17 protein-coding genes and 1 riboswitch are annotated in these 18,741 nt (G+C 72.8%); of the genes, 8 read left to right on the top strand and 9 right to left on the bottom strand.

The features are described 5' to 3' along the window. Positions 1–26: 26 nt before the first annotated feature. Positions 27–2,633 carry an excinuclease ABC subunit UvrA gene (locus tag OG896_RS22930; protein WP_329368197.1) on the top strand — a complete coding sequence of 869 codons (2,607 nt, stop codon included), beginning with the start codon at positions 27–29 and terminating at the stop codon, positions 2,631–2,633. Positions 2,634–2,851: 218 nt separating this feature from the next. Here OG896_RS22930 and OG896_RS22925 read toward each other — a convergent pair whose 3' ends face one another. The 3 genes from OG896_RS22925 to OG896_RS22915 form a co-directional block, all read right to left on the bottom strand. Continuing rightward, complete coding sequence (locus tag OG896_RS22925; RefSeq protein ID WP_329368195.1) at positions 2,852–3,511, bottom strand: hemerythrin domain-containing protein; 660 nt, start codon at positions 3,509–3,511, stop codon at positions 2,852–2,854. Positions 3,512–3,845: 334 nt separating this feature from the next. Continuing rightward, a complete protein-coding gene (locus tag OG896_RS22920) occupies positions 3,846–4,130 on the bottom strand; it encodes a DUF4031 domain-containing protein (protein ID WP_329368193.1) in 285 nt (94 codons plus the stop codon). Between the two features lie 7 nt (positions 4,131–4,137). Then, positions 4,138–4,482: a hypothetical protein gene (locus tag OG896_RS22915; protein ID WP_329368191.1), complete on the bottom strand. Its 345-nt coding sequence runs from the start codon at positions 4,480–4,482 to the stop codon at positions 4,138–4,140. 178 nt (positions 4,483–4,660) lie between these two features. Here OG896_RS22915 and OG896_RS22910 point away from each other — a divergent pair, with 178 nt between their 5' ends. The 3 genes from OG896_RS22910 (at position 4,661) to OG896_RS22900 (ending at position 7,514) form a co-directional block, all read left to right on the top strand. Then, positions 4,661–5,629: a MurR/RpiR family transcriptional regulator gene (locus OG896_RS22910; RefSeq protein WP_402450328.1), complete on the top strand. Its 969-nt coding sequence runs from the start codon at positions 4,661–4,663 to the stop codon at positions 5,627–5,629. A gap of 168 nt (positions 5,630–5,797) precedes the next feature. Next, the gene (murQ, locus tag OG896_RS22905) at positions 5,798–6,727 is read left to right on the top strand and encodes an N-acetylmuramic acid 6-phosphate etherase (RefSeq protein WP_329368188.1); all 930 of its coding nucleotides are present in this window, start codon (positions 5,798–5,800) and stop codon (positions 6,725–6,727) included. Positions 6,728–7,019: 292 nt separating this feature from the next. Next, positions 7,020–7,514: a glutathione peroxidase gene (locus tag OG896_RS22900; RefSeq protein WP_328465211.1), complete on the top strand. Its 495-nt coding sequence runs from the start codon at positions 7,020–7,022 to the stop codon at positions 7,512–7,514. A gap of 96 nt (positions 7,515–7,610) precedes the next feature. Here the strand turns inward: OG896_RS22900 and groL are convergent, their stop codons facing one another. The 4 genes from groL to thrC form a co-directional block, all read right to left on the bottom strand. Further along, the gene (gene groL / locus OG896_RS22895) at positions 7,611–9,236 is read right to left on the bottom strand and encodes a chaperonin GroEL (protein ID WP_328465213.1); all 1,626 of its coding nucleotides are present in this window, start codon (positions 9,234–9,236) and stop codon (positions 7,611–7,613) included. A gap of 580 nt (positions 9,237–9,816) precedes the next feature. Then, complete coding sequence (locus OG896_RS22890; RefSeq protein WP_009339379.1) at positions 9,817–10,020, bottom strand: cold-shock protein; 204 nt, start codon at positions 10,018–10,020, stop codon at positions 9,817–9,819. Between the two features lie 501 nt (positions 10,021–10,521). Continuing rightward, positions 10,522–10,797, bottom strand: a complete 276-nt coding sequence (locus OG896_RS22885) for a MoaD/ThiS family protein (RefSeq protein ID WP_329368185.1) — start codon at positions 10,795–10,797, stop codon at positions 10,522–10,524. Continuing rightward, positions 10,794–12,122, bottom strand: coding sequence for a threonine synthase (gene thrC / locus OG896_RS22880; RefSeq protein ID WP_328465218.1), 1,329 nt, complete (start codon positions 12,120–12,122; stop codon positions 10,794–10,796). The genes OG896_RS22885 and thrC overlap by 4 nt, the downstream gene beginning before the upstream one ends. Before the next feature lie 18 nt (positions 12,123–12,140). Next, a riboswitch (SAM riboswitch) is annotated at positions 12,141–12,272 on the bottom strand. 184 nt (positions 12,273–12,456) lie between these two features. Here thrC and OG896_RS22875 point away from each other — a divergent pair. The 3 genes from OG896_RS22875 (at position 12,457) to OG896_RS22865 (ending at position 16,160) form a co-directional block, all read left to right on the top strand. After that, complete coding sequence (locus OG896_RS22875) at positions 12,457–13,422, top strand: glucosyl-3-phosphoglycerate synthase (RefSeq protein ID WP_329368182.1); 966 nt, start codon at positions 12,457–12,459, stop codon at positions 13,420–13,422. 71 nt (positions 13,423–13,493) lie between these two features. Continuing rightward, on the top strand, positions 13,494–14,918 hold the full coding sequence (locus tag OG896_RS22870; protein WP_329368180.1) for an alpha,alpha-trehalose-phosphate synthase (UDP-forming): 1,425 nt from the start codon (positions 13,494–13,496) through the stop codon (positions 14,916–14,918). Between the two features lie 240 nt (positions 14,919–15,158). Next, positions 15,159–16,160: an ArsR/SmtB family transcription factor gene (locus tag OG896_RS22865; protein ID WP_329368178.1), complete on the top strand. Its 1,002-nt coding sequence runs from the start codon at positions 15,159–15,161 to the stop codon at positions 16,158–16,160. A 45-nt stretch (positions 16,161–16,205) separates the two neighbouring features. Here the strand turns inward: OG896_RS22865 and OG896_RS22860 are convergent, their stop codons facing one another. After that, positions 16,206–16,823: a TetR/AcrR family transcriptional regulator gene (locus tag OG896_RS22860; protein ID WP_329368177.1), complete on the bottom strand. Its 618-nt coding sequence runs from the start codon at positions 16,821–16,823 to the stop codon at positions 16,206–16,208. A 119-nt stretch (positions 16,824–16,942) separates the two neighbouring features. On the opposite strand from OG896_RS22860, the gene OG896_RS22855 reads away from it, so the two are divergent. Continuing rightward, positions 16,943–17,812, top strand: a complete 870-nt coding sequence (locus tag OG896_RS22855; RefSeq protein ID WP_329368174.1) for a nuclear transport factor 2 family protein — start codon at positions 16,943–16,945, stop codon at positions 17,810–17,812. Between the two features lie 31 nt (positions 17,813–17,843). Here the strand turns inward: OG896_RS22855 and otsB are convergent, their stop codons facing one another. Continuing rightward, positions 17,844–18,692, bottom strand: a complete 849-nt coding sequence (gene otsB, locus OG896_RS22850) for a trehalose-phosphatase (protein WP_329368172.1) — start codon at positions 18,690–18,692, stop codon at positions 17,844–17,846. Positions 18,693–18,741: the final 49 nt, after the last annotated feature.

Here is an 18,741-nt window from a genome sequence, read left to right as displayed (position 1 = left end):
CGCGCCGCCGGTGGGACAGTGGAGCCGTGGGCAATGATCGCGAAGGCGCCTCCGACCCGTACGTGCGGGTCAGGGGCGCGCGGGTGCACAACCTGGACGGGGTGGACGTCGACGTCCCGCGTGACGCGCTGACCGTCTTCACCGGGGTCTCCGGGTCCGGAAAGTCGTCGCTGGCCTTCGGCACCCTCTACGCCGAGGCCCAGCGGCGCTACTTCGAGTCGGTCGCGCCGTACGCCCGCCGGCTGATCCAGCAGGTGGGCGCGCCGAAGGTGGAGGAGATCAGCGGGCTGCCGCCGGCCGTCGCGCTCCAGCAGCGGCGCGGCGCCCCGAGTTCGCGCTCGTCGGTGGGCACCGTGACGACGCTGTCGAACCTGCTGCGGATGCTCTTCTCGCGCGCCGGGTCGTACCCGCCGGGCACCGCCGAGCGGCTGGACTCCGACGCGTTCTCGCCGAACACCGCGATCGGCGCGTGCCCGGAGTGCCACGGCCTGGGAACGGTGCACCGGGTCACCGAGTCCTCGCTCGTCCCCGACCCGTCGCTGAGCATCCGCGAGCACGCGATCGCGGCCTGGCCGGGCGCCTGGCAGGGCAAGAACCTGCGCGACGTGGTGGACGCGCTCGGCTACGACATCGACCGGCCGTGGCGGGAGTTGCCGCAGGCGGACCGGGACTGGCTGCTGTTCACCGACGAGCAGCCGGTGGTGACCGTGCACCCGGTGCGCGAGGCCGGGCGTATCCAACGGCCGTACGAGGGAAAGTTCATGAGCGCGCGGCGGTATGTGATGCGCGCGTTCTCCGAGTCGAAGAGCCCCGCCACCCGGCGGCGCGTGCAGCGCCATCTGGAGAGCGCGGTGTGCCCGGTGTGCGGTGGCAAGCGGCTGCGGCCCGAGGCGCTGGCGGTCACCTTCGCGGGCCGCGACATCGCGGAGCTGGCCTCGCTGCCGCTGGCCGAACTCGCCGGTGTGCTGCGGAAGACCGCGGGCCTCGCGGCACCGGGCGCGGCGACCGCCTCGGCCGGTTCCGGCGAGGCCACCGAGGCCGCGGTCTCCCTCGCGCAGGACCTGGTGGCCCGGATCGAGGTGCTGGTCGGCCTGGGCCTCGGCTACCTGGGCATGGACCGCCCGGCCCCGACGCTCTCGCCCGGTGAACTGCAACGGCTGCGGCTGGCCACGCAGTTGCGGGCGGGGCTGTTCGGTGTCGTCTACGTCCTCGACGAGCCCTCGGCAGGGCTGCACCCGGCGGACACGGAGCCGCTGCTGGCGGTGCTGGACCGGCTGCGGGCGGAGGGCAACACGCTGTTCGTGGTGGAGCACGACATGGACGTGGTGCGCCGCGCGGACTGGGTGGTCGATGTGGGCCCGGGCGCGGGCGAGCAGGGCGGCCGGGTGCTCTACAGCGGGCCGGTGCCGGGGTTGGCGGAGGTGGCGGAGTCGGCCACCCGGAAGTACCTGTTCGGGGACGGCGGTACGGCCGGGGCCGGCGGCGGGGAAACGGCCGGGGCCGGGGCCGGGGTGCGGCGTGAACCGCGGTCGCCGGCCGGGTGGTTGCGGCTGCGCGGGGTGAACCGGCACAACCTGCACGACCTCGACGTCGATGTGCCGTGGGGGGTGTTCACCGCGGTGACGGGGGTGTCGGGCTCGGGGAAGTCCACGCTGGTCAGCCAGGTGCTGGCGGAGGTGGTCGCGGCGCGGCTGAGCCCGGAGGGGGGTGCGGGCGAGGAGGCGGAGCCCGCGGACGGGGAGGGGGACGACCCGTGGGAGGGCGCGGGCGGACCGGGGACGGGCGGACCGGGGACGGCTGTCGCGCGGGTGCGGTCGGTCGAGGGCATCGAGGTCGTGGACCGTCTCGTCCGCGTGGACCAGCGGCCCATCGGCCGTACCCCGCGCTCGAACCTGGCGACGTACACCGGCCTGTTCGACGCGGTACGGCGGGTCTTCGCCGGCACCGACGAGGCGAAGGCGCGCGGCTACACCCCGGGGCGGTTCTCGTTCAACGTGGCGTCGGGCCGCTGCGAGACCTGCCAGGGCGAGGGGTTCGTCGCCGTCGAACTGCTCTTCCTGCCCGGCACGTACGCGCCCTGCCCGACCTGCCACGGCGCCCGCTACAACCCGCGGACGCTGGAGATCACCTATCACGGACGGAACATCGCGCAGGTGCTGGACATGTCGGTCGACACCGCGGCGGGGTTCTTCGCCGACGTGCCCGCGGCCGAGCGCAGCCTGCGCACGCTGCGCGACGTCGGCCTCGGCTATCTGCGACTCGGCCAGCCGGCAACGGAGTTGTCCGGCGGGGAGGCGCAACGCATCAAGCTGGCCACCGAGTTGCAGCGGGCCCGGCGCGGCCACACCCTCTACCTCCTGGACGAGCCGACGACCGGCCTGCATCCGGCCGACACCGACCTGCTGATGCGGCAGTTGCACGGGCTGGTCGAGGCGGGCAACTCGGTGGTGGTGGTCGAGCACGACATGGGCGTGGTGGCCGGCGCGGACTGGGTGCTGGACCTGGGGCCCGGCGCGGGTGACGACGGCGGCCGGGTGGTGGCGGCCGGGTCGCCGGCCGTGGTGGCCGAGGCCGAGGGCAGCCGGACGGCGGGGTACCTCGCCCGGCGGTTGGCGGCCCGGGCCGGAACCTGACCGGTGGGCCGGAACCCGACCGGCGGGACCCGACCGGCGGCGGGCCGGAACCTGGCCGGCTGCGCGGCGGGAGGAGCCCCCTCCGCGCCTCCCACCACGCCGACCCGCAGGCGCCCCCACACCCCCGGATCACCGGTATGCGAATTTCGCATCTAAACCCTCAAATTGTCAAGATAATTTGAGGAGCATACGAGCCCACAATGGCAGTGGACGGCCCGTCAGCGGCTGTCGGGTGACACCGTTCCGAGCAGGTCCGCCGCGGTCCGCCGTCCGGTCCCCGGAAGTGCGTCGAGCGCGGCGGCGATGCGCTTCTCCTCGAACGTGAAGTGCGACTCCAGGATGGCGGCGAGTCCGTCGAGTTCGCCGCGGACGCGCCGCGCCTCGGCGTCGGAAGGGGTGGCGGGAATGCCGGCGACCACCGTTTCGAGCCGGGACATGATCTCGCCGACGAGCAGGTGATCCTCCGCCAGTTTCTCGATGGTCGGCCGCAGTTGGGGAAATTCCTCGGCCAACAGCGGGAAGGCGCCGGCGTCTTCGGCGCGGTGGTGTCCGGTCAGGGCGGCGCAGAAGTAGAGGCAGTGCGCGGTGAGCGGCCGGGACGGTTGGCGGCCAGGCGAAGGGCGGCCGTCGAGGTGGAGTTCGACCTCGGCGCGGAGTTGGGCCAGTTCGGCACGCAACCAGTCGTGGATCTCGACGAGTTCGCGGCCCAGCGCGGCCGGCCGGGAGGTCGCGGCGGCGGATTCCGCGGATTCCGGGGATTCCGCCGGCCCGGCCGGGAGGGTCGGCGCCGCTGGTTGTGGCGGTCGCGCCGGCTCGGCTTCGTGGGAAGGGTGGTGCCTGTCGTCGGGCTCGCGGGGTTCTGCGGGTGCGGAGGACATGGAGCAGCGATCGTAGCCAGCGCGCGCACCGCGGGACAAGAGGATTCCCCATTCCCGCGGGCACGGCCGACGGCCCTGTTCATTCGGAATTCACACGCCGAATAGGGGCCGATTACGGGAGTCCGGCGACCGCCCCCGGGGCGGGGAGCTGCGCCCTTTTCGCCGGGCGGGTCAGCCGTAGTGGCCAAACGCGTCCGCCGGGGCCCTGCGCGGCAGCAGGCGCAGCGCGAGCGGGCAGGCAGGCCGCGGTGCCCACCGGAACCGTGACGAGGCCGACCGTCACCGCATCGGCGGGGCGCCCGGAGCCGGCGCCAGTGCGGTGGCGCGCCTCGGCTCAGCGGGCGGGCGCGGGTCCGCCCGGCGGCGGCTTCCTGCGGCGCAGGCCCGCCTCCGTCAGCCGCCGCACCAGTTCCTTGCTGCCGATCTCGACCGCGCCCAGCCGCACCGCCTCGGGGTAGTCGGCCGACGGGATGTCGTAGTGGTCCCGCTCGAACGCGCGCTGCGGCGCACCCAACCGCCGTGCGAACGCGTGCAGTTCGGCGTAGGAGCTGTCGCTCACCAGGTGCGACCAGACCCGGCCGTGGCCCGGCCAGGTCGGCGGATCGATGTAGACGGTCATCCGCGCCTCACCCGCCCAGCGCGCCCAGCGCCCCGACGGCGGCGACCGCCTCGCCCCGGACCTCGCACACCCAGTGCGGGTCCGCGCCCAGCTCCGGCTCGACCGCCAGGGCGTGCGGGTCGTCGCACAGCGGGCACAGCGGCCACCGGCCGTGCGTCTCCAGCAGCGCGTCCTGCACGTCCTGCGCGAGCAGCCCCGGCACGAACTCGGCGCCCTGCGGCCACTGCTCCAGCCACCACCGGCGCTTGCTCAGCGCGTCCTCCAGCAGCGAGACGATCTCGGCGTCGGCGACGTCGCAGGCTTTCATGTCGGCGAGGACGCGCGCGCGGGCGTCGTGGAGGGCGGCTTCCATCCGTCTATTGTGCAACCGGCGGCGCGCGACCCCGCCATGGCCACCGCGGCCGGCCCGTTCGAGACGCCCCGGGGGTCGCGGTCCGCGCGCCCGTCTACCACGCTCCTGGACGGCTCCTCGACGCCACCCGGCGCTGCGGGGTTGACGCGGCAGCGGAGGTGAAAATACCTTTCAGAGGGTGACCTATAGCGTGAAGGAAACTTTCTCCCCGAGCGTCCGCGCCCTCCGGGGCGTACCCGGCGCGCCCGCACCAGTCACGGCCCCCGACCCCGGGGCCCTCGCCGCCAAGGTCCGCACTCTCGCGCCCTCGATGACCCGCTCCATGCAGCGGGTCGCCGAAGCCGTCGCGAGCGACCCGGCCGGCTGCTCGCACCTCACCGTCACCGCGCTGGCGGTCCGCACCGGGACCAGCGAGGCGACCGTCGTCCGCACCGCTCGCCTGCTCGGCTACCCCGGCTACCGCGACCTGCGGCTCGCGCTCGCCGCGCTCGCCGCCCACCAGGCCACCGGCGCCGCACCCGCCGTCACCGCCGACATCGCCGTCGACGACCCGCTCGGCGACGTGGTCACCAAGCTCGCGCTGGAGGAGCAGCAGACCCTCGCCGACACCGCGTCCCAGCTCGACACCGCCCAACTGGAGGCCGCGGTGGCCGCGTTGGCGGTCGCCCGGCGGATCGACGTGTACGGAATCGCCGCGTCGGGACTGGTCGGCCAGGACCTGGCGCAGAAGCTGCTGCGGATCGGGCTGATCGCGCACGCCCACATCGACCCGCACCTGGCGGTCACCAACGCCGTACAACTACGGCCCGGCGACGTGGCGTTGGCGATCACGCACTCCGGCACCACGCAGGACGTCATCGAACCGCTGCGGGTCGCCTTCGACCGCGGCGCCACCACCATCGCGATCAGCGGCCGTGCCGACGGCCCGGTCACGCAGTACGCCGACGTGGTGCTCACCACCTCCTGCTCGCGGGAGAGCGAGCTGAGACCAGCCGCGATGTCCAGCCGCACCAGCCAACTCCTGGTGGTGGACTGCCTGTTCATAGGCGTGGCGCAGCGCACCTACGACGAGGCCGCACCCGCGCTGTCCGCCTCCTACGAGGCCCTGGCCCACCGGCACACCCACCGCGCGCCGCGCCCCAGCTGACCGCGACGCCCCTCCCGCCGCCGGCCCGTGCTCCACCCGCCGCCGGCGACCCGACCGACCCGATCGACCCGACCCTCACCCCTTTGGCGCCGTGCTCGCCGCACCCACCGTGCTTCACCCATCCCCCCGCATCGCGCCAGCCACCCGAGAAGGACGAACGAGCCGCACATGACCGACCAGTACACCGAGTTGCGCCGGGAGTTGGAGACGCTCACCACGGAGGCGTTCCGACCCGAACTCGCCGAGATCGACCGGCTGTCCACACTGGAGATCGCGCGGATCATGAACGGCGAGGACCTCACCGTGCCGGCCGCCGTCGCCCAGCAGCTGCCGCTGATCGCGACCGCCATCGACGGCATCGCCGAACGCATGGGCCGCGGCGGCCGGTTGGTCTACGCCGGCGCCGGCACCGCCGGACGGCTGGGCGTACTCGACGCGAGCGAGTGCCCGCCGACCTTCAACACCACGCCGGGACGCGAGGTGGTCGGACTGATCGCGGGCGGCCCGGCGGCCATGGTCACCTCGATCGAGGGTGCCGAGGACAGCAAGGAACTCGCGGCGGCGGACCTGGCCGCGCTGGACCTCACCGAAGCCGACAGCGTGGTGGGGATCTCCGCGTCCGGGCGCACGCCGTACGCCCTCGGCGCGGTCGAGGCCGCCCGCCGGACCGGTGCGCTGACCGTCGGGCTGTCCTGCAACGCCGGGTCGCCGCTGGCCGCGGCCGCCGACCACGGCATCGAGGTGGTGGTCGGGCCCGAACTCGTGGTCGGCTCCACCCGGTTGAAGGCCGGCACCGCCCAGAAGCTCGTGCTCAACATGCTCTCGACGATCACGATGATCCGGCTCGGCAAGACCTACGGCAGCCTGATGGTCGACGTGCGGGCGTCCAACGAGAAGCTCCGGGCGCGCTCGCGCCGTATCGTCGCCCTCGCCACGGGTGCGGCCGACGCCGCCATCGAGGAGGCGCTCAGCGCGACCGACGGCGAGGTCAAGCCGGCGATCCTGGCCCTGCTGGCGAAGGTGGACGCCCCGACCGCCCTCCGCCTCCTCGCCGCCTCCGGCGGCCACCTCCGCGAAGCGCTTGACGCGGTGAACTGACCCACCGGGGTGCCGTGTTCAGCCGGTTCAGGGACCACCTGTCAGTGGGTGGTTGCGCGCGCAGTTCCCCGCGCCCCTGAGCAACTGCGGCTTCTTCCGCGGAAGGAGCCGCACGAACCAGGGGCGCTGGGGGCACCTCCCAGGCGAAGCTCTGGGGGTGGGGGTACCTCCCGGCGAAGCCAGGGGGAGAACGTCGCGACAAGCCCACCACCGGCGGGTGGTCCCGGGGCCGACAGAACGCACCACCCCGGTGGGTCGCTTCCCCCCGGGACGGGTGGAGCATGATGGGGGCATGAGCGATCTGAATGAGCTGGGCCTGACCACACTGGCAGGCGAGGAGACCACCTTCGGCCGACTGACCGGCGGAAAAGCCGCACTCGTGGTGAACGTCGCCAGCCAGTGCGGGTTGACCCCGCAGTACACCGCGTTGGAAGAGCTGCACAAGGAGCTGTCGGGGCGGGGCTTCACCGTCGTCGGCTTCCCCTGCAACCAGTTCGGCGGGCAGGAGCCGGGCACGAACACGGAGATCCAGGAGTTCTGCTCCACGACCTACGGTGTGACCTTCCCCATGACGGACAAGGTCGAGGTCAACGGCCCCGACCGGCACCCCGTCTACCGGACGCTGACCGGCCAGGCGGACGCCGAGGGCGAGGCCGGCGACGTGCAGTGGAACTTCGAGAAGTTCCTGGTCGACCCGGCCGGCCAGGTCGTCGCCCGCTTCCGTCCGGGCATCACCCCGCAGGACCCCGAACTGCGCGCCGCGGTCGAGTCCGTGCTCCAGGGCTGATCCGCGCACGCCTTCCCGCACGCGCGACGGCGCCCCCTCCCTTCGAAGGGAGGGGGCGCCGTCGTCACGCGTGTGCTGGACGCCGATCCGGGGGGATCAGAAGTCCATGTCACCGCCGGGCATGCCACCCGGGGCGCCCGCGGGGGCCGCCTTCTCGGGCTTGTCGGCGATGACCGCCTCGGTGGTGAGGAAGAGCGCGGCGATGGAGGCCGCGTTCTGCAGCGCGGAGCGCGTCACCTTCGCCGGGTCGATGATGCCCTCGGCGACGAGGTCGACGTACTCACCGGTGGCCGCGTTCAGACCGTGGCCGGGGGTGAGGTTGCGCACCTTCTCCACCACGACGCCGCCTTCGAGGCCGGCGTTGACCGCGATCTGCTTCAGCGGGGCCTCGAGGGCGATCTTGACGGCGGCAGCGCCGGTCGCCTCGTCACCCTCCAGCTCCAGCTTCTCGAAGACGGCGGACGCCTGGAGCAGGGCCACGCCACCACCGGCGACGATGCCCTCCTCGACGGCGGCCTTGGCGTTGCGCACCGCGTCCTCGATGCGGTGCTTGCGCTCCTTGAGCTCGACCTCGGTGGCGGCACCGGCCTTGATGACGGCCACGCCGCCGGCCAGCTTCGCCAGGCGCTCCTGGAGCTTCTCGCGGTCGTAGTCCGAGTCGCTGTTCTCGATCTCGGCGCGGATCTGGTTGACCCGGCCGGCCACCTGCTCGGTGTCACCGGCGCCGTCGACGATGGTCGTCTCGTCCTTGGTGATGACGACCTTGCGGGCGCGGCCGAGCAGGTCGAGGCCCGCGTTCTCCAGCTTGAGGCCGACCTCCTCGGAGATGACGGTGCCACCGGTGAGGATGGCGATGTCGCCGAGCATGGCCTTGCGGCGGTCACCGAAGCCCGGGGCCTTGACGGCGACGGACTTGAAGGTGCCGCGGATCTTGTTGACCACCAGGGTGGAGAGGGCCTCGCCCTCGACGTCCTCGGCGATGATCAGCAGCGGCTTGCCGGACTGCATGACCTTCTCCAGCAGCGGAAGCAGGTCCTTCACCGCGGAGATCTTGGAGTTGACGATCAGGATGTAGGGGTCGTCGAGCGACGCCTCCATCCGCTCCAGGTCGGTGGCGAAGTAGGCGGAGATGAAGCCCTTGTCGAAGCGCATGCCCTCGGTGAGCTCGAGCTCGAGCCCGAAGGTCTGCGACTCCTCGACGGTGATGACGCCTTCCTTGCCGACCTTGTCCATGGCCTCGGCGATCAGCTCGCCGATCTGGGTGTCGGCGGCGGAGATGGAGGCGGTGGAGGCGATCTGCTCCTTGGTCTCCACATCCTTCGCCTGCTCCAGCAGCGCGGCGGAGACGGCCTCGACGGCCTTCTCGATCCCGCGCTTGAGGGCCATCGGGTTGGCGCCCGCGGCGACGTTGCGCAGGCCCTCCTTGACCAGGGCCTGGGCCAGGACGGTCGCGGTCGTCGTGCCGTCACCGGCCACGTCGTCGGTCTTCTTCGCGACTTCCTTGACCAGCTCGGCGCCGATCTTCTCGTACGGGTCCTCGAGTTCGATCTCCTTGGCGATGGAGACACCATCGTTGGTGATCGTGGGGGCGCCCCACTTCTTTTCGAGGACCACGTTCCGGCCCTTGGGGCCCAGGGTGACCTTGACGGCGTCGGCGAGCTGGTTCATCCCGCGCTCAAGGCCGCGCCGTGCCTCCTCGTCGAACGCGATGATCTTGGCCATGGTGAAGTGTCCTCCGCGGACTGGGTTGTTTGCGCTCGGGACCGTGTGGTGCCCGCGACGGACGGACCGCCGGCCACCGGTTCCTTCCCGGCACCCGTACGACCCTCACCGACCCGGCCCTGCTGTCACTCTCACAGGGAGAGTGCTAACGCCAATGATTAGCACTCTCCCTGTGCGAGTGCAAGCGGTCCTTGGGTGCCCACCCCCCGTGGGAGGGGTGCCCTGGCGGACGGGCGGCGCCCACTCCCCATGGGCAGGGGCGTCCTTGCGGCGTGGGCCGCACCCACGCGGACCTGCGCGTTCGGCCGCTTGCGGGGCGCGCCGCGCCCGCCGGCCCGGCCCCCGCGGCGAGTTGCCGGGCCACCTGCCCGTGGGCGGTCGCTCGCGCGGTTCTCCCGCCGGCCTCGCCGGAAGGTACCCCCTCCCCAGCGCTTCGCCTGGGAGGCGCCCCCAGCGCCCCCTGGAAGGCGCACGCCTTCCGCGAGGAGCCCCGCGGGCGGGAAAAAAGGGGGAGCCGCACCCCGTGGGGTGCGGCTCCTCCGTGTGAAAGGTCGCGTCGATGGCCGAACGCGCCGTGAAGTCAGCCGGCGAGACGGACCATGTCCGCCTGCGGCCCCTTCTGACCCTGCGAGATCTCGAACTCGACCCGCTGGCCTTCTTCGAGGGTGCGGTACCCGTCCATTTGAATCGCGCTGTAGTGGACGAAGACATCCGCACCACCGTCGACCGCGATGAAGCCGTAGCCCTTCTCCGCGTTGAACCACTTGACGGTGCCCTGAGCCATTCCTAACTCCCCTATTGCTGGCCCTATCGCGGCCCCGCACTTCACGGGCCCGGGTCAGACCTCACCCACCCGTTCGCCCCTTACCGTCGACAGGTGGGGGTCCTGGGGGGCGTGCGCCGGAACGCGTCGACCGCGGCTGAATGTATCTGCACGGATGCCGTCTGCAACAGGTCAATCGGACGAGAATTCTGGGCGCGACCCATCGGAAATAGCCCGAGAAAAAACGATAAGCCAGGGCAACCCGGGCCGGACATAAAGGGCGAAAGGGAGAATTCGTTCGTGAATTTGGCGATAAATCGCCGCAGCCGGCTCGACCGGGTGTCCGCGCTGCGAGATTGCCTCCGGCAACTGTACAACTTTTCAACTACCGCCCTGCGACGCGGATGCCCCGTCCACCCGAAGGGGTGAACGGGGCACAAACCGCCAGAACCCGCACTGGCGGACCAACTCCCGCTGGGCGACGGCCGGTTCGGTCGCCGAGACGAAGTCCGTCCGCGAGGTTCAGCCGCCGGCTACCGCGGGAATGATCGAGACGCTCGCGCCATCCGGCACGGCCGTCTCCAGCCCTTGGGAAAACCGCACGTCGTCGTCGTTGACATACACGTTCACAAAGCGCCGCAGCTTTCCTGCGTCATCCAGCACGCGCGCCGAAATGCCCTTGTGATCGCGCTCGAGCGAGCCGATCACCTCGGCGAGGGTCGAACCCTCGGCGGGCACCTCGGCCTGGCCGCCGGTGTAGGTGCGGAGAATGGTGGGGATACGTACGGAAGCACTCATGCGAGGCCAGCCTCTCGGAATGCGGCAAGGGTCGGGCGAATGGTCGCGGTCGGTCCGGTGGTCGGCGCCACCGCGTCCAGGGTCTTCAGTCCGTCGCCGGTGTTGAGCACGACGGTCTCGGCGGCCGGGTCGAGCTGCCCGGACTCGATCAGCTTCTTCAGCACGCCGACGGTCACACCGCCCGCGGTCTCGGCGAAGATGCCCTCGGTCCGCGCGAGCAACTTGATCGCGTCCACGATCTGCTCGTCGTTCACGTCCTCCACGGCCCCGCCGGTGCGCCGGGCGATGTCCAGGACGTACGGGCCGTCCGCCGGGTTGCCGATCGCCAGCGACTTGGCGATGGTGTCCGGCTTCACCGGCCGCACGACGTCGTGCCCGGCCTTGAAGGCCGCCGACACCGGGGAGCACCCCTCGGCCTGGGCGCCGTAGATCTTGTAGGGCTTCTCCTCGACCAGGCCGAGCGCGATCAGCTCCTTGAGGCCCTTGTCGATCTTGGTGAGCTGCGAGCCGGACGCGATCGGGATGACCAGGTTGTCCGGCAGCCGCCAGCCGAGCTGCTCGGCGATCTCGTAGGCGAGCGTCTTGGAGCCCTCGCCGTAGTACGGCCGCAGGTTGACGTTGACGAAGCCCCAGCCCTCGCCGATCGGGTCGCCGATCAGCTCGGAGCAGAAGCGGTTCACGTCGTCGTAGGAGCCCTCGATGCCGACCAGTTCGCCGCCGTAGACCGCGGCCATCACGACCTTGCCGGCCTCCAGGTCGTGCGGGATGAACACGCAGGAGCGGAAGCCCGCCCGGGCGGCCGCGGCGCCGACCGCGCCGGCCAGGTTGCCGGTGGAGGAGCAGGACAGCGTGGTGAGGCCGAAGGTGCGGGCGGCCTCCAGCGCGATCGCGACCACCCGGTCCTTGAAGGAGTGGGTGGGGTTGCCGGAGTCGTCCTTGACGTGCAGGCCGCCGGTGATGCCCAGTTCTCGGGCGAGGTTGTCGGCCTTGACGAGCTTGGTCCAGCCGGGGTTGAGGTTCGGCTTGGTAGCGACGTCGACCGGCACCGGCAGCAGCGGGGCGTACCGCCAGATGTTGGTCGGCCCGGCCTCGATCCGCGCGCGCAGCGCCTCGGGGTCGCCGGTCGGCAGGTCGTAGGCCACTTCGAGCGGCCCGAAACACTCCAGGCAGGCGAAGACCGGGCTCAGCGGGTAGCGGGTGCCGCACTCCCGGCAGGACAGCGCGGCGGCCGGTCCGAACGGTGCGGGTGCTCCGGCGTCCTGGGCACCCTGGGCGCCGAGGGCGGAGTCGGTGGTGGTGGTACTTGCGACGGTTTGCGCAGCCATGACAGGCGAGGCCCTTTCTCCTCATCTTCCTCGCACGCGGGCGCGTCACGAGACGGAATTGGCACCTTCCCCACCGTGCTTGACCTCGCGGTCGGCGGGAGGGTTGCCGGGGCTTCTACGGGCCGTTCCCTCTGCCCCTCTGGATGAGCGGTATGGCGACCGGGCGGTACGGACCGCACCCGTCGCGTTTGTCACGCGCCACGCCCCCGGCATGCGGTGGCGTCACGCGTTGTTCAAGACTGTAACCGACACGGGCGGCGGTTGAGATAGTCGTCCGCACCGCGAGATGGATCACACGCCGGGCATCAGGGCGTGTCCGAGGGAGAGGACTCACGTGCTCGACGAGGTGGAGCACTGGCTGCGCGGGAGGTCGTGGTCGGCCGCCGACCGGCCGCTTGACCTGCTGCTCGCCGCCAAACGCGCGGCCGGCAGCCAGGGCACGGTCAGCGTGGTGCTGCCGGCGCTGGACGAGGAGGCCACCGTCGGTGCCATCGTGGCCGCGATCCGCCGGGACCTGATGTCCGCGCAAGTGCCGCTGGTGGACGAGCTGGTCGTCGTCGACTCCGGCTCGACCGACCGTACGGCCGAGGTCGCCGCCGCGGCGGGCGCCCGCGTGGTCGACCGGGACGCGATCCTGCCGCGGCTGCCGGCCGTGCCCGGCAAGGGCGAGGTGCTGTGGCGGTCGCTGCTGGTGACCAGCGGCGAGATCGTCTGCTTCGTCGACGCGGACCTGCGCGGGTTCGACGCCCGCTTCGTCTCCGGGATCGTCGGGCCGCTGCTCACCGAGCCCGCCGTGCAGCTGGTCAAGGCGATGTACGACCGCCCGCTGGAGACCGGCGGGACCGTGGTGCCCGCGGGCGGCGGCCGCGTCACCGAACTCGTCGCCCGCCCCCTGCTCAACCTGCACTGGCCGCAGCTGGCCGGCTTCGTCCAGCCGCTCGGCGGGGAGTACGCGGCCCGCCGCTCGCTGCTCGAACGGCTCCCGTTCCCGGTCGGGTACGGCGTCGAACTCGGCATGCTCATCGATGCGTTGGGCCTGGTCGGGCTGGACGCGCTCGGGCAGGTCGACGTCGGGGTGCGCCATCACCGGCACCAGGACGGCCAGGCGCTCGGGCGGATGGCGGCGGCGATCTACCGGACCGCGCAGGTCCGGCTCGCCCGGGGGCAACTGGTACGGCCGCGGCTCACGCAGTTCGGCCGCTCCGGCGCCGCCTTCGTCCCCAGCACCCACCCGGTCGACACGGAGGAGCGGCCCCCCATGAGCGTCCTGCCGGAATACCTCGCCCGCCGGGCGGCGTAGCGCGGCGTCGCGACGGGCGAAGGGCACCGAATACACGTTTGAGCTGCACGGTAAATGGCTAGGCTCGCGGCATGGAGGGATCTTCGCAGGGTGCCCGGATTCTGGTCGCGTCGAACCGCGGCCCGGTGTCGTACACCGTGGCACCCGACGGCACCCTGGGGAGCCGTCGCGGTGGTGGCGGCGTCGTCTCGGGGCTGAGCGCGATCGGCCCGGACGCGGGCGCCGTGTGGGTGTGCGCGGCGCTCTCGGAGGGTGACCGGGAGGCGGTGCGGCGCGGCGTCGCCGAGCCCGGGGTGCGGATGATCGCGGTGCCGCCGGAGGTGTTCCACTCGGCGTACAACGACATCGCGAACTCGGTGCTGTGGTTCGTGCACCACCTGCTCTACCAGACCCCGTTCGAGCCGGTCTTCGACGAGGAGTTCCGCGGCCAGTGGGCCGCCTACGAGGCGTACAACGAGGCGTTCGCCGACGCGCTCGCCCAGGAGGCCGCCGAGGGCGCCGCCGTCCTCGTGCAGGACTACCACCTCGCGCTGGTGCCCGCGCTGCTCCGCGAGCGCCGCCCCGACCTGCGGATCGGCCACTTCTCGCACACGCCGTGGGCCCCGCCGGACTACTTCCGCCTGCTGCCCGACGACGTGGCCGCGCGCCTGCTCGAAGGCATCCTCGGTGCCAACCGGGCCGCGTTCCTCACCCGCCGCTGGGCCGCTGCGTTCGCCGCGTGCTGCGCCGACGTGCTGGGCGCCGAGGTGTCCGCCGACGGCGACGCGGTCACGTACCGCGGCCGGACCACCCGGCTGGGCGTGCACGGACTGGGCGCCGACGGGGAGTTCCTGCGCGAGCGCTCGCAGCGGCCCGACGTCGGCGAGCGGATGGCGGCGCTGCGCGCGGAGGCCGGGCCGGGGCGGCGGCTGATCGTCCGGGTGGACCGCACCGAGCTGTCGAAGAACATCGTGCGCGGCCTGCACGCCTACCGGCAGCTCCTCACCGAGCACCCGGGTTGGCGCGAGCGCGTGGTGCACGTCGCCTTCGCCTACCCGTCGCGGCAGGACCTGGCGATCTACCGGGAGTACACCGCGGAGGTCTCCCGGGTGGCCACCGCGATCAACGACGACTTCGGCACCGACGGGTGGACGCCGGTCATCCTCAAGGTCGACGACGACTTCGCCCGCTCGCTCGCGGCCTACCGCCTCGCCGACGTGGCGCTCGTCAACCCGATCCGCGACGGCATGAACCTCGTCGCCAAGGAGGTCCCGGTCGTCTCCGACCAGGGGGTCGCGCTCGTGCTGTCCCGCGAGGCGGGCGCCTTCGAGGAGTTGGGGGACGACGCCTTCACCGTCAACCCCTACGACATCCGCGCGACCGCCGTCGCCCTCAACCTCGCGCTCACCCTCCCCGAGGCCGACCGCGCCGACCGCACCAAGCGCCTCGCCGCGGCAGCCACCGCGCTCCCCCCGAGCCAGTGGTTCCTCGACCAGCTCCACGCCCTCGGCGGGTAGTCGGACGTCATCCGGGCCCTCCGGGCTATCCGGTTCCTCCGGGCCATCCGGTTCCTCCGGGCCATCCGGGCCATCCCGCGAGGAGGGCGCCGTCCTCGACGTCACGGCCGCGGTGGGACGGCGGCCGGCGGAGCGGATACGACCGGTGGCCCCACGCGCCGGCGCCGCGAACCGGTGAACCTTTCCGGGCACGGCGCTAGCGTGGGAGGGGAAGCCGACGCTTCGACGGGGGAGTCCGGAGTGCTGAGGGTCCATTTCACCGCCGGGGACGTCGCACGGCTGCGGGTGGCGCCCGCCGGGCCGTTGACGGAGTGCATGGTCGCGCTGTCGACGGCGCAACTGCCGTGCCGCACACCGCTGCTGGGCGGGTGGCGGGCGCGGGTGCGGGACAGGTTGCCGCCGGACGCGCGGACGCTGGCGCTGGCCTGGGCGGAGCCGCGCCGGGCGCTGGACCTGTTCACGGCCCTGGGCGCGGACGCCGAACTGGACGAGGGCATAGCGGATCTGCTGGCGGGACCGCGCCGGTTACGGGAGGAGCTCAGGCTGTATCCGCCCAAGTTCCTCGAACGCCAGCCGGATTGGCTGATGAGCGGGATCGGGGGCGGCGGCGCCTCGGCGGCGCGGGTGTCGGGAGCGCTCAACTCGGCCTTCTCGACGGCGATCGGCCCTTACTGGGACCGGCTGCACAGTGCGCTGTCCGGTCAACTGGCCTCGTACGGCCGGGCGATGGCGAGCGGCGGGGTGGACGCGCTGTTCGCGCGGCTCGGGCCGTGGCTGCGCTGGTCGCCGCCGGTGCTGGAGATCGCCGCCGAACCGGCCTGGAGCACCAGAGACGTTCGGCTGGACGGGCAGGGCCTGGCCCTGGTGCCGTCGTTCTTCTGCGACACCCCGCAGATGTTCAGGCCCACCGAGGGCGGTGAGGCCGTGCTGATCCACCCGGTGCCGCTGGAGTCGTCCGACGTCGCCCGCGTCCTCGCCCCGCCGCCGTCGGCACGGCGCTCGGCGCTGGCCGCGCTGCTCGGCCACACCCGCGCCGCGGTACTGGAGGCGGTCGACGACGGCACCACCACCGGGGAGTTGGCGCGCCGGCTGGCCATCTCCGCGTCGAGCGCGAGCAAGCACGCGACGGTGCTGCGCGAGGCGGGCCTGCTCACCTCCCGTCGCGAGCGCGAGCACGTCTGGCACACCCTCACCCCCGCGGCCGTGCACCTGCTCAACTCCGTCCCGGGCGCGGGCGCGTAGCCCACGCCCCGGACACCGGGGCGGACCCCGCGTCAGGAGCCCGCGTCAGGAGCCGGCGTCGACAGCCGGCTCAGAAACCGGGGGCTTCGGGGCCAGGCCGTCGAGGAGGACCGACAGCAGCCGGGCCGGGTCGGCGGGGGTGGCCGAGCGCGGGCGCATGGCGTGGAGGAAGGCGGAGACCAGCGCCATCAGGTCGGCGGCGGTGAGGTCGGCGCGGACGGTGCCGGCGGCCTGGGCGCGCGCGAGCAGCCCGGCGATCTCCTCGCGGAGGACGGCGGCGGTGGCCAGCACCGCGTCCTGGATGTCGACGCCGGAGCCGACCAGCGCGTCGACGAGGTCCTGCTTGGGCGCGGACTCGCGCAGCAGGTGGTCGAGGAACGCGGCCAGCGCGGTCCCGGGGTCGCCGCCGAAGTCGCCGTCCGCGTCGCCGAGTTCGCGGGCCCGGTGGATGAGCTGGTGCAGCCGGTCGTGCACGACGGCCTCGAACAGGGCTTCCTTCGTGGGGAAGTGCCGGTAGAGGGTGCCGGGACCCACCCCGGCGCGCCGGGCGATCACGTCGAGCGGCACCGCGATGCCCTCGGTGGCGAACGCCTCCCGGGCGACCTCCAGCAGCCGGTCCCGGTTGCGCTGCGCGTCGGCCCGCAGCGGCCTCGTCTCCGGCACGTCGATCGCCCCTTCCCGTACCCGGTCCCGGGTACCACTTCAACTGGAGAGCACTCTCCGGTACGGTGACAACCGGGGCGCACTCTCCGATTCTACGGTGCCCCGGGAGGACGTCAGCCATGCCCACGCGCACGCCCCGCGAGACCGTCGAGGGGTTCCTCGCCGCCACCATCGGCGAGGACCCCGGCGCCCTCGCCGACTTCTACGCCCCGCACGTCGTCATCGACATGCCCTTCGCCCCGCCCGAGTTGTATCCGGCCCGCACCGAGACCACCCGCGAGGAGCTACGGTCCCGGTTCCGGGCGGGTGCGGCCGTCCGCCGCTACGAGACCGTGCGGGACGTACGGCTGCACGAGACCGGCGACCCCGAACTGGTCGTCGCCGAGTACACGTTGGACGGCCGCCTGCTCGCCGGCGACGCGCCCTTCACCCTCTCCTTCGCGATGTTCCTGACCATCCGCGACGGCCACATCGTGCACAGCCGCGACTATGCCGACCCGCTGGCCGGGGCGAAGGCGCTCGGCCGCCTGCCCGAACTCCTCACGGCCCTGGGGGCACCGGCACCCGGGCCGGACCGGACCACCGCGAGCCCGGCCGGCGTGGTCAGCGGCGAGGACCGGATCGCGATCACCGACCTGCTGGCCCTGCACGGCCACCTCACCGACGCCGGTGAACTCGACCGGCTGGACGAGGTGTTCAGCTCCGACGTCGTCTACGACCTCACCGGACTCACCCCGGCCCGCGGCACCCTGCACGGGCTCGACGCCCTCGTCGACGCCGCCCACGCCCTCGGCCCGGCCAACCCTGTCGGCCACCACGTCACCAACACGGTCGTCCGCGCCGGCGAACACGCGGACCGGGCCTACGCCCGGTCCAAGGGGATCGGCGTCATGGCCGACGGCACCAGCGGGAGCGTCACCTACGACGACACCCTCGTACGCGGCCCGCGCGGTTGGCGCGTCACGCACCGCAGGATCACCTCGCGGTGACGGACCCCGCGGCGCCGGGTCGACGGCCGGGTCAACCCAGTTCGTCGGCGAGGTGGTTGAGGAGGGCGACGACGCCGGACGGGCCCTCGACGGTGAGGTCGGCCTGCGCCAGCACCTCCTTGGGGGTCTCCTCGGCGCCCGCGCTGGCGACGAGGAGCCCGGGCAGGCCCTGGGCACGCAGTTCCGCGACGGCGGCGTAGGCGGCGAGGTCGCCGAGGTCGTCGCCGGCGTACAGCACGCTGCCCGCGCCGACCTCGCGGAGGTACGAAGCGAGGGCCACGCCCTTGTCCACGCCGGGCGGGCGCAGTTCGAGGACGTAGCGGCCGGGTTCGACCACGAGGCCGTGCCGCGCGGCGAGTTCGCCCAGCGGCACGCGCAGCGCCTCGAACGCGGCGTCCGGGTCCTCGGTGCGGCGGGTGTGGACGGCGACCGCGCGGCCGCCCTTGTCCTCGATCCAGGTGCCGCGCCACGCGCCGATCGACTCCAGGAAGCCGGGCAGTTCGGCACGGACGGCGGTGACGCCGGGGTGCGCGGCGGGCGCGTGCACCTCGCCGCTGCGGGGGTCCCAGCGCTCGGCGCCGTAGTGGCCGAGGACCACGAGGTGCTCCAGGCCGGGGACCCCGGCGAAGCCGCCGTACCGTACGGCGACCCCCGCCGGGCGGCCGGTGATGATCGCCGCCGCGGCCAGGTGCGGGGCGAGCCGGGCCAGCGCTCCTGCCGCGCCCGGGTGCGCACGGGCCTGTTCGGGGTCCGGCACGATGGGGGCGAGCGTGCCGTCGAAGTCCAGCGCGACGACGGCACGTTCGGGGTGGGCCAGCAACGCGGTCAGAGCGTCCTTGCCCTCGGGGGTGTGCGGGGTGAACGTCTCGGCGTAAGCCATGCGGTCGAGCCTAGCGGAACCCTCCGGAGTGGTCCGTGCTGTCGGTCCG

This window comes from Streptomyces sp. NBC_00669 (assembly GCF_036226785.1).
Taxonomy (GTDB): domain Bacteria; phylum Actinomycetota; class Actinomycetes; order Streptomycetales; family Streptomycetaceae; genus Actinacidiphila.
The sequence above is the reverse complement of the archived record's forward strand: the minus strand, read 5'-3'. Positions and strand labels throughout refer to the sequence as shown.

Bases quoted from the DNA above. Each gene is read 5' to 3' on its own strand.
- groL (WP_328465213.1), bottom strand. From the start codon at position 9,236: ATGGCCAAGATCATCGCGTTCGACGAGGAGGCACGGCGCGGCCTTGAG.
- otsB (WP_329368172.1), bottom strand. From the start codon at position 18,692: ATGGCTTACGCCGAGACGTTCACCCCGCACACCCCCGAGGGCAAGGAC.
- OG896_RS22915 (WP_329368191.1), bottom strand. From the start codon at position 4,482: ATGGAAGCCGCCCTCCACGACGCCCGCGCGCGCGTCCTCGCCGACATG.
- OG896_RS22885 (WP_329368185.1), bottom strand. From the start codon at position 10,797: ATGAGTGCTTCCGTACGTATCCCCACCATTCTCCGCACCTACACCGGC.
- murQ (WP_329368188.1), top strand. From the start codon at position 5,798: ATGACCGACCAGTACACCGAGTTGCGCCGGGAGTTGGAGACGCTCACC.
- OG896_RS22920 (WP_329368193.1), bottom strand. From the start codon at position 4,130: ATGACCGTCTACATCGATCCGCCGACCTGGCCGGGCCACGGCCGGGTC.
- thrC (WP_328465218.1), bottom strand. From the start codon at position 12,122: ATGGCTGCGCAAACCGTCGCAAGTACCACCACCACCGACTCCGCCCTC.
- OG896_RS22870 (WP_329368180.1), top strand. From the start codon at position 13,494: ATGGAGGGATCTTCGCAGGGTGCCCGGATTCTGGTCGCGTCGAACCGC.
- OG896_RS22890 (WP_009339379.1), bottom strand. From the start codon at position 10,020: ATGGCTCAGGGCACCGTCAAGTGGTTCAACGCGGAGAAGGGCTACGGC.
- OG896_RS22900 (WP_328465211.1), top strand. From the start codon at position 7,020: ATGAGCGATCTGAATGAGCTGGGCCTGACCACACTGGCAGGCGAGGAG.
- OG896_RS22855 (WP_329368174.1), top strand. From the start codon at position 16,943: ATGCCCACGCGCACGCCCCGCGAGACCGTCGAGGGGTTCCTCGCCGCC.
- OG896_RS22925 (WP_329368195.1), bottom strand. From the start codon at position 3,511: ATGTCCTCCGCACCCGCAGAACCCCGCGAGCCCGACGACAGGCACCAC.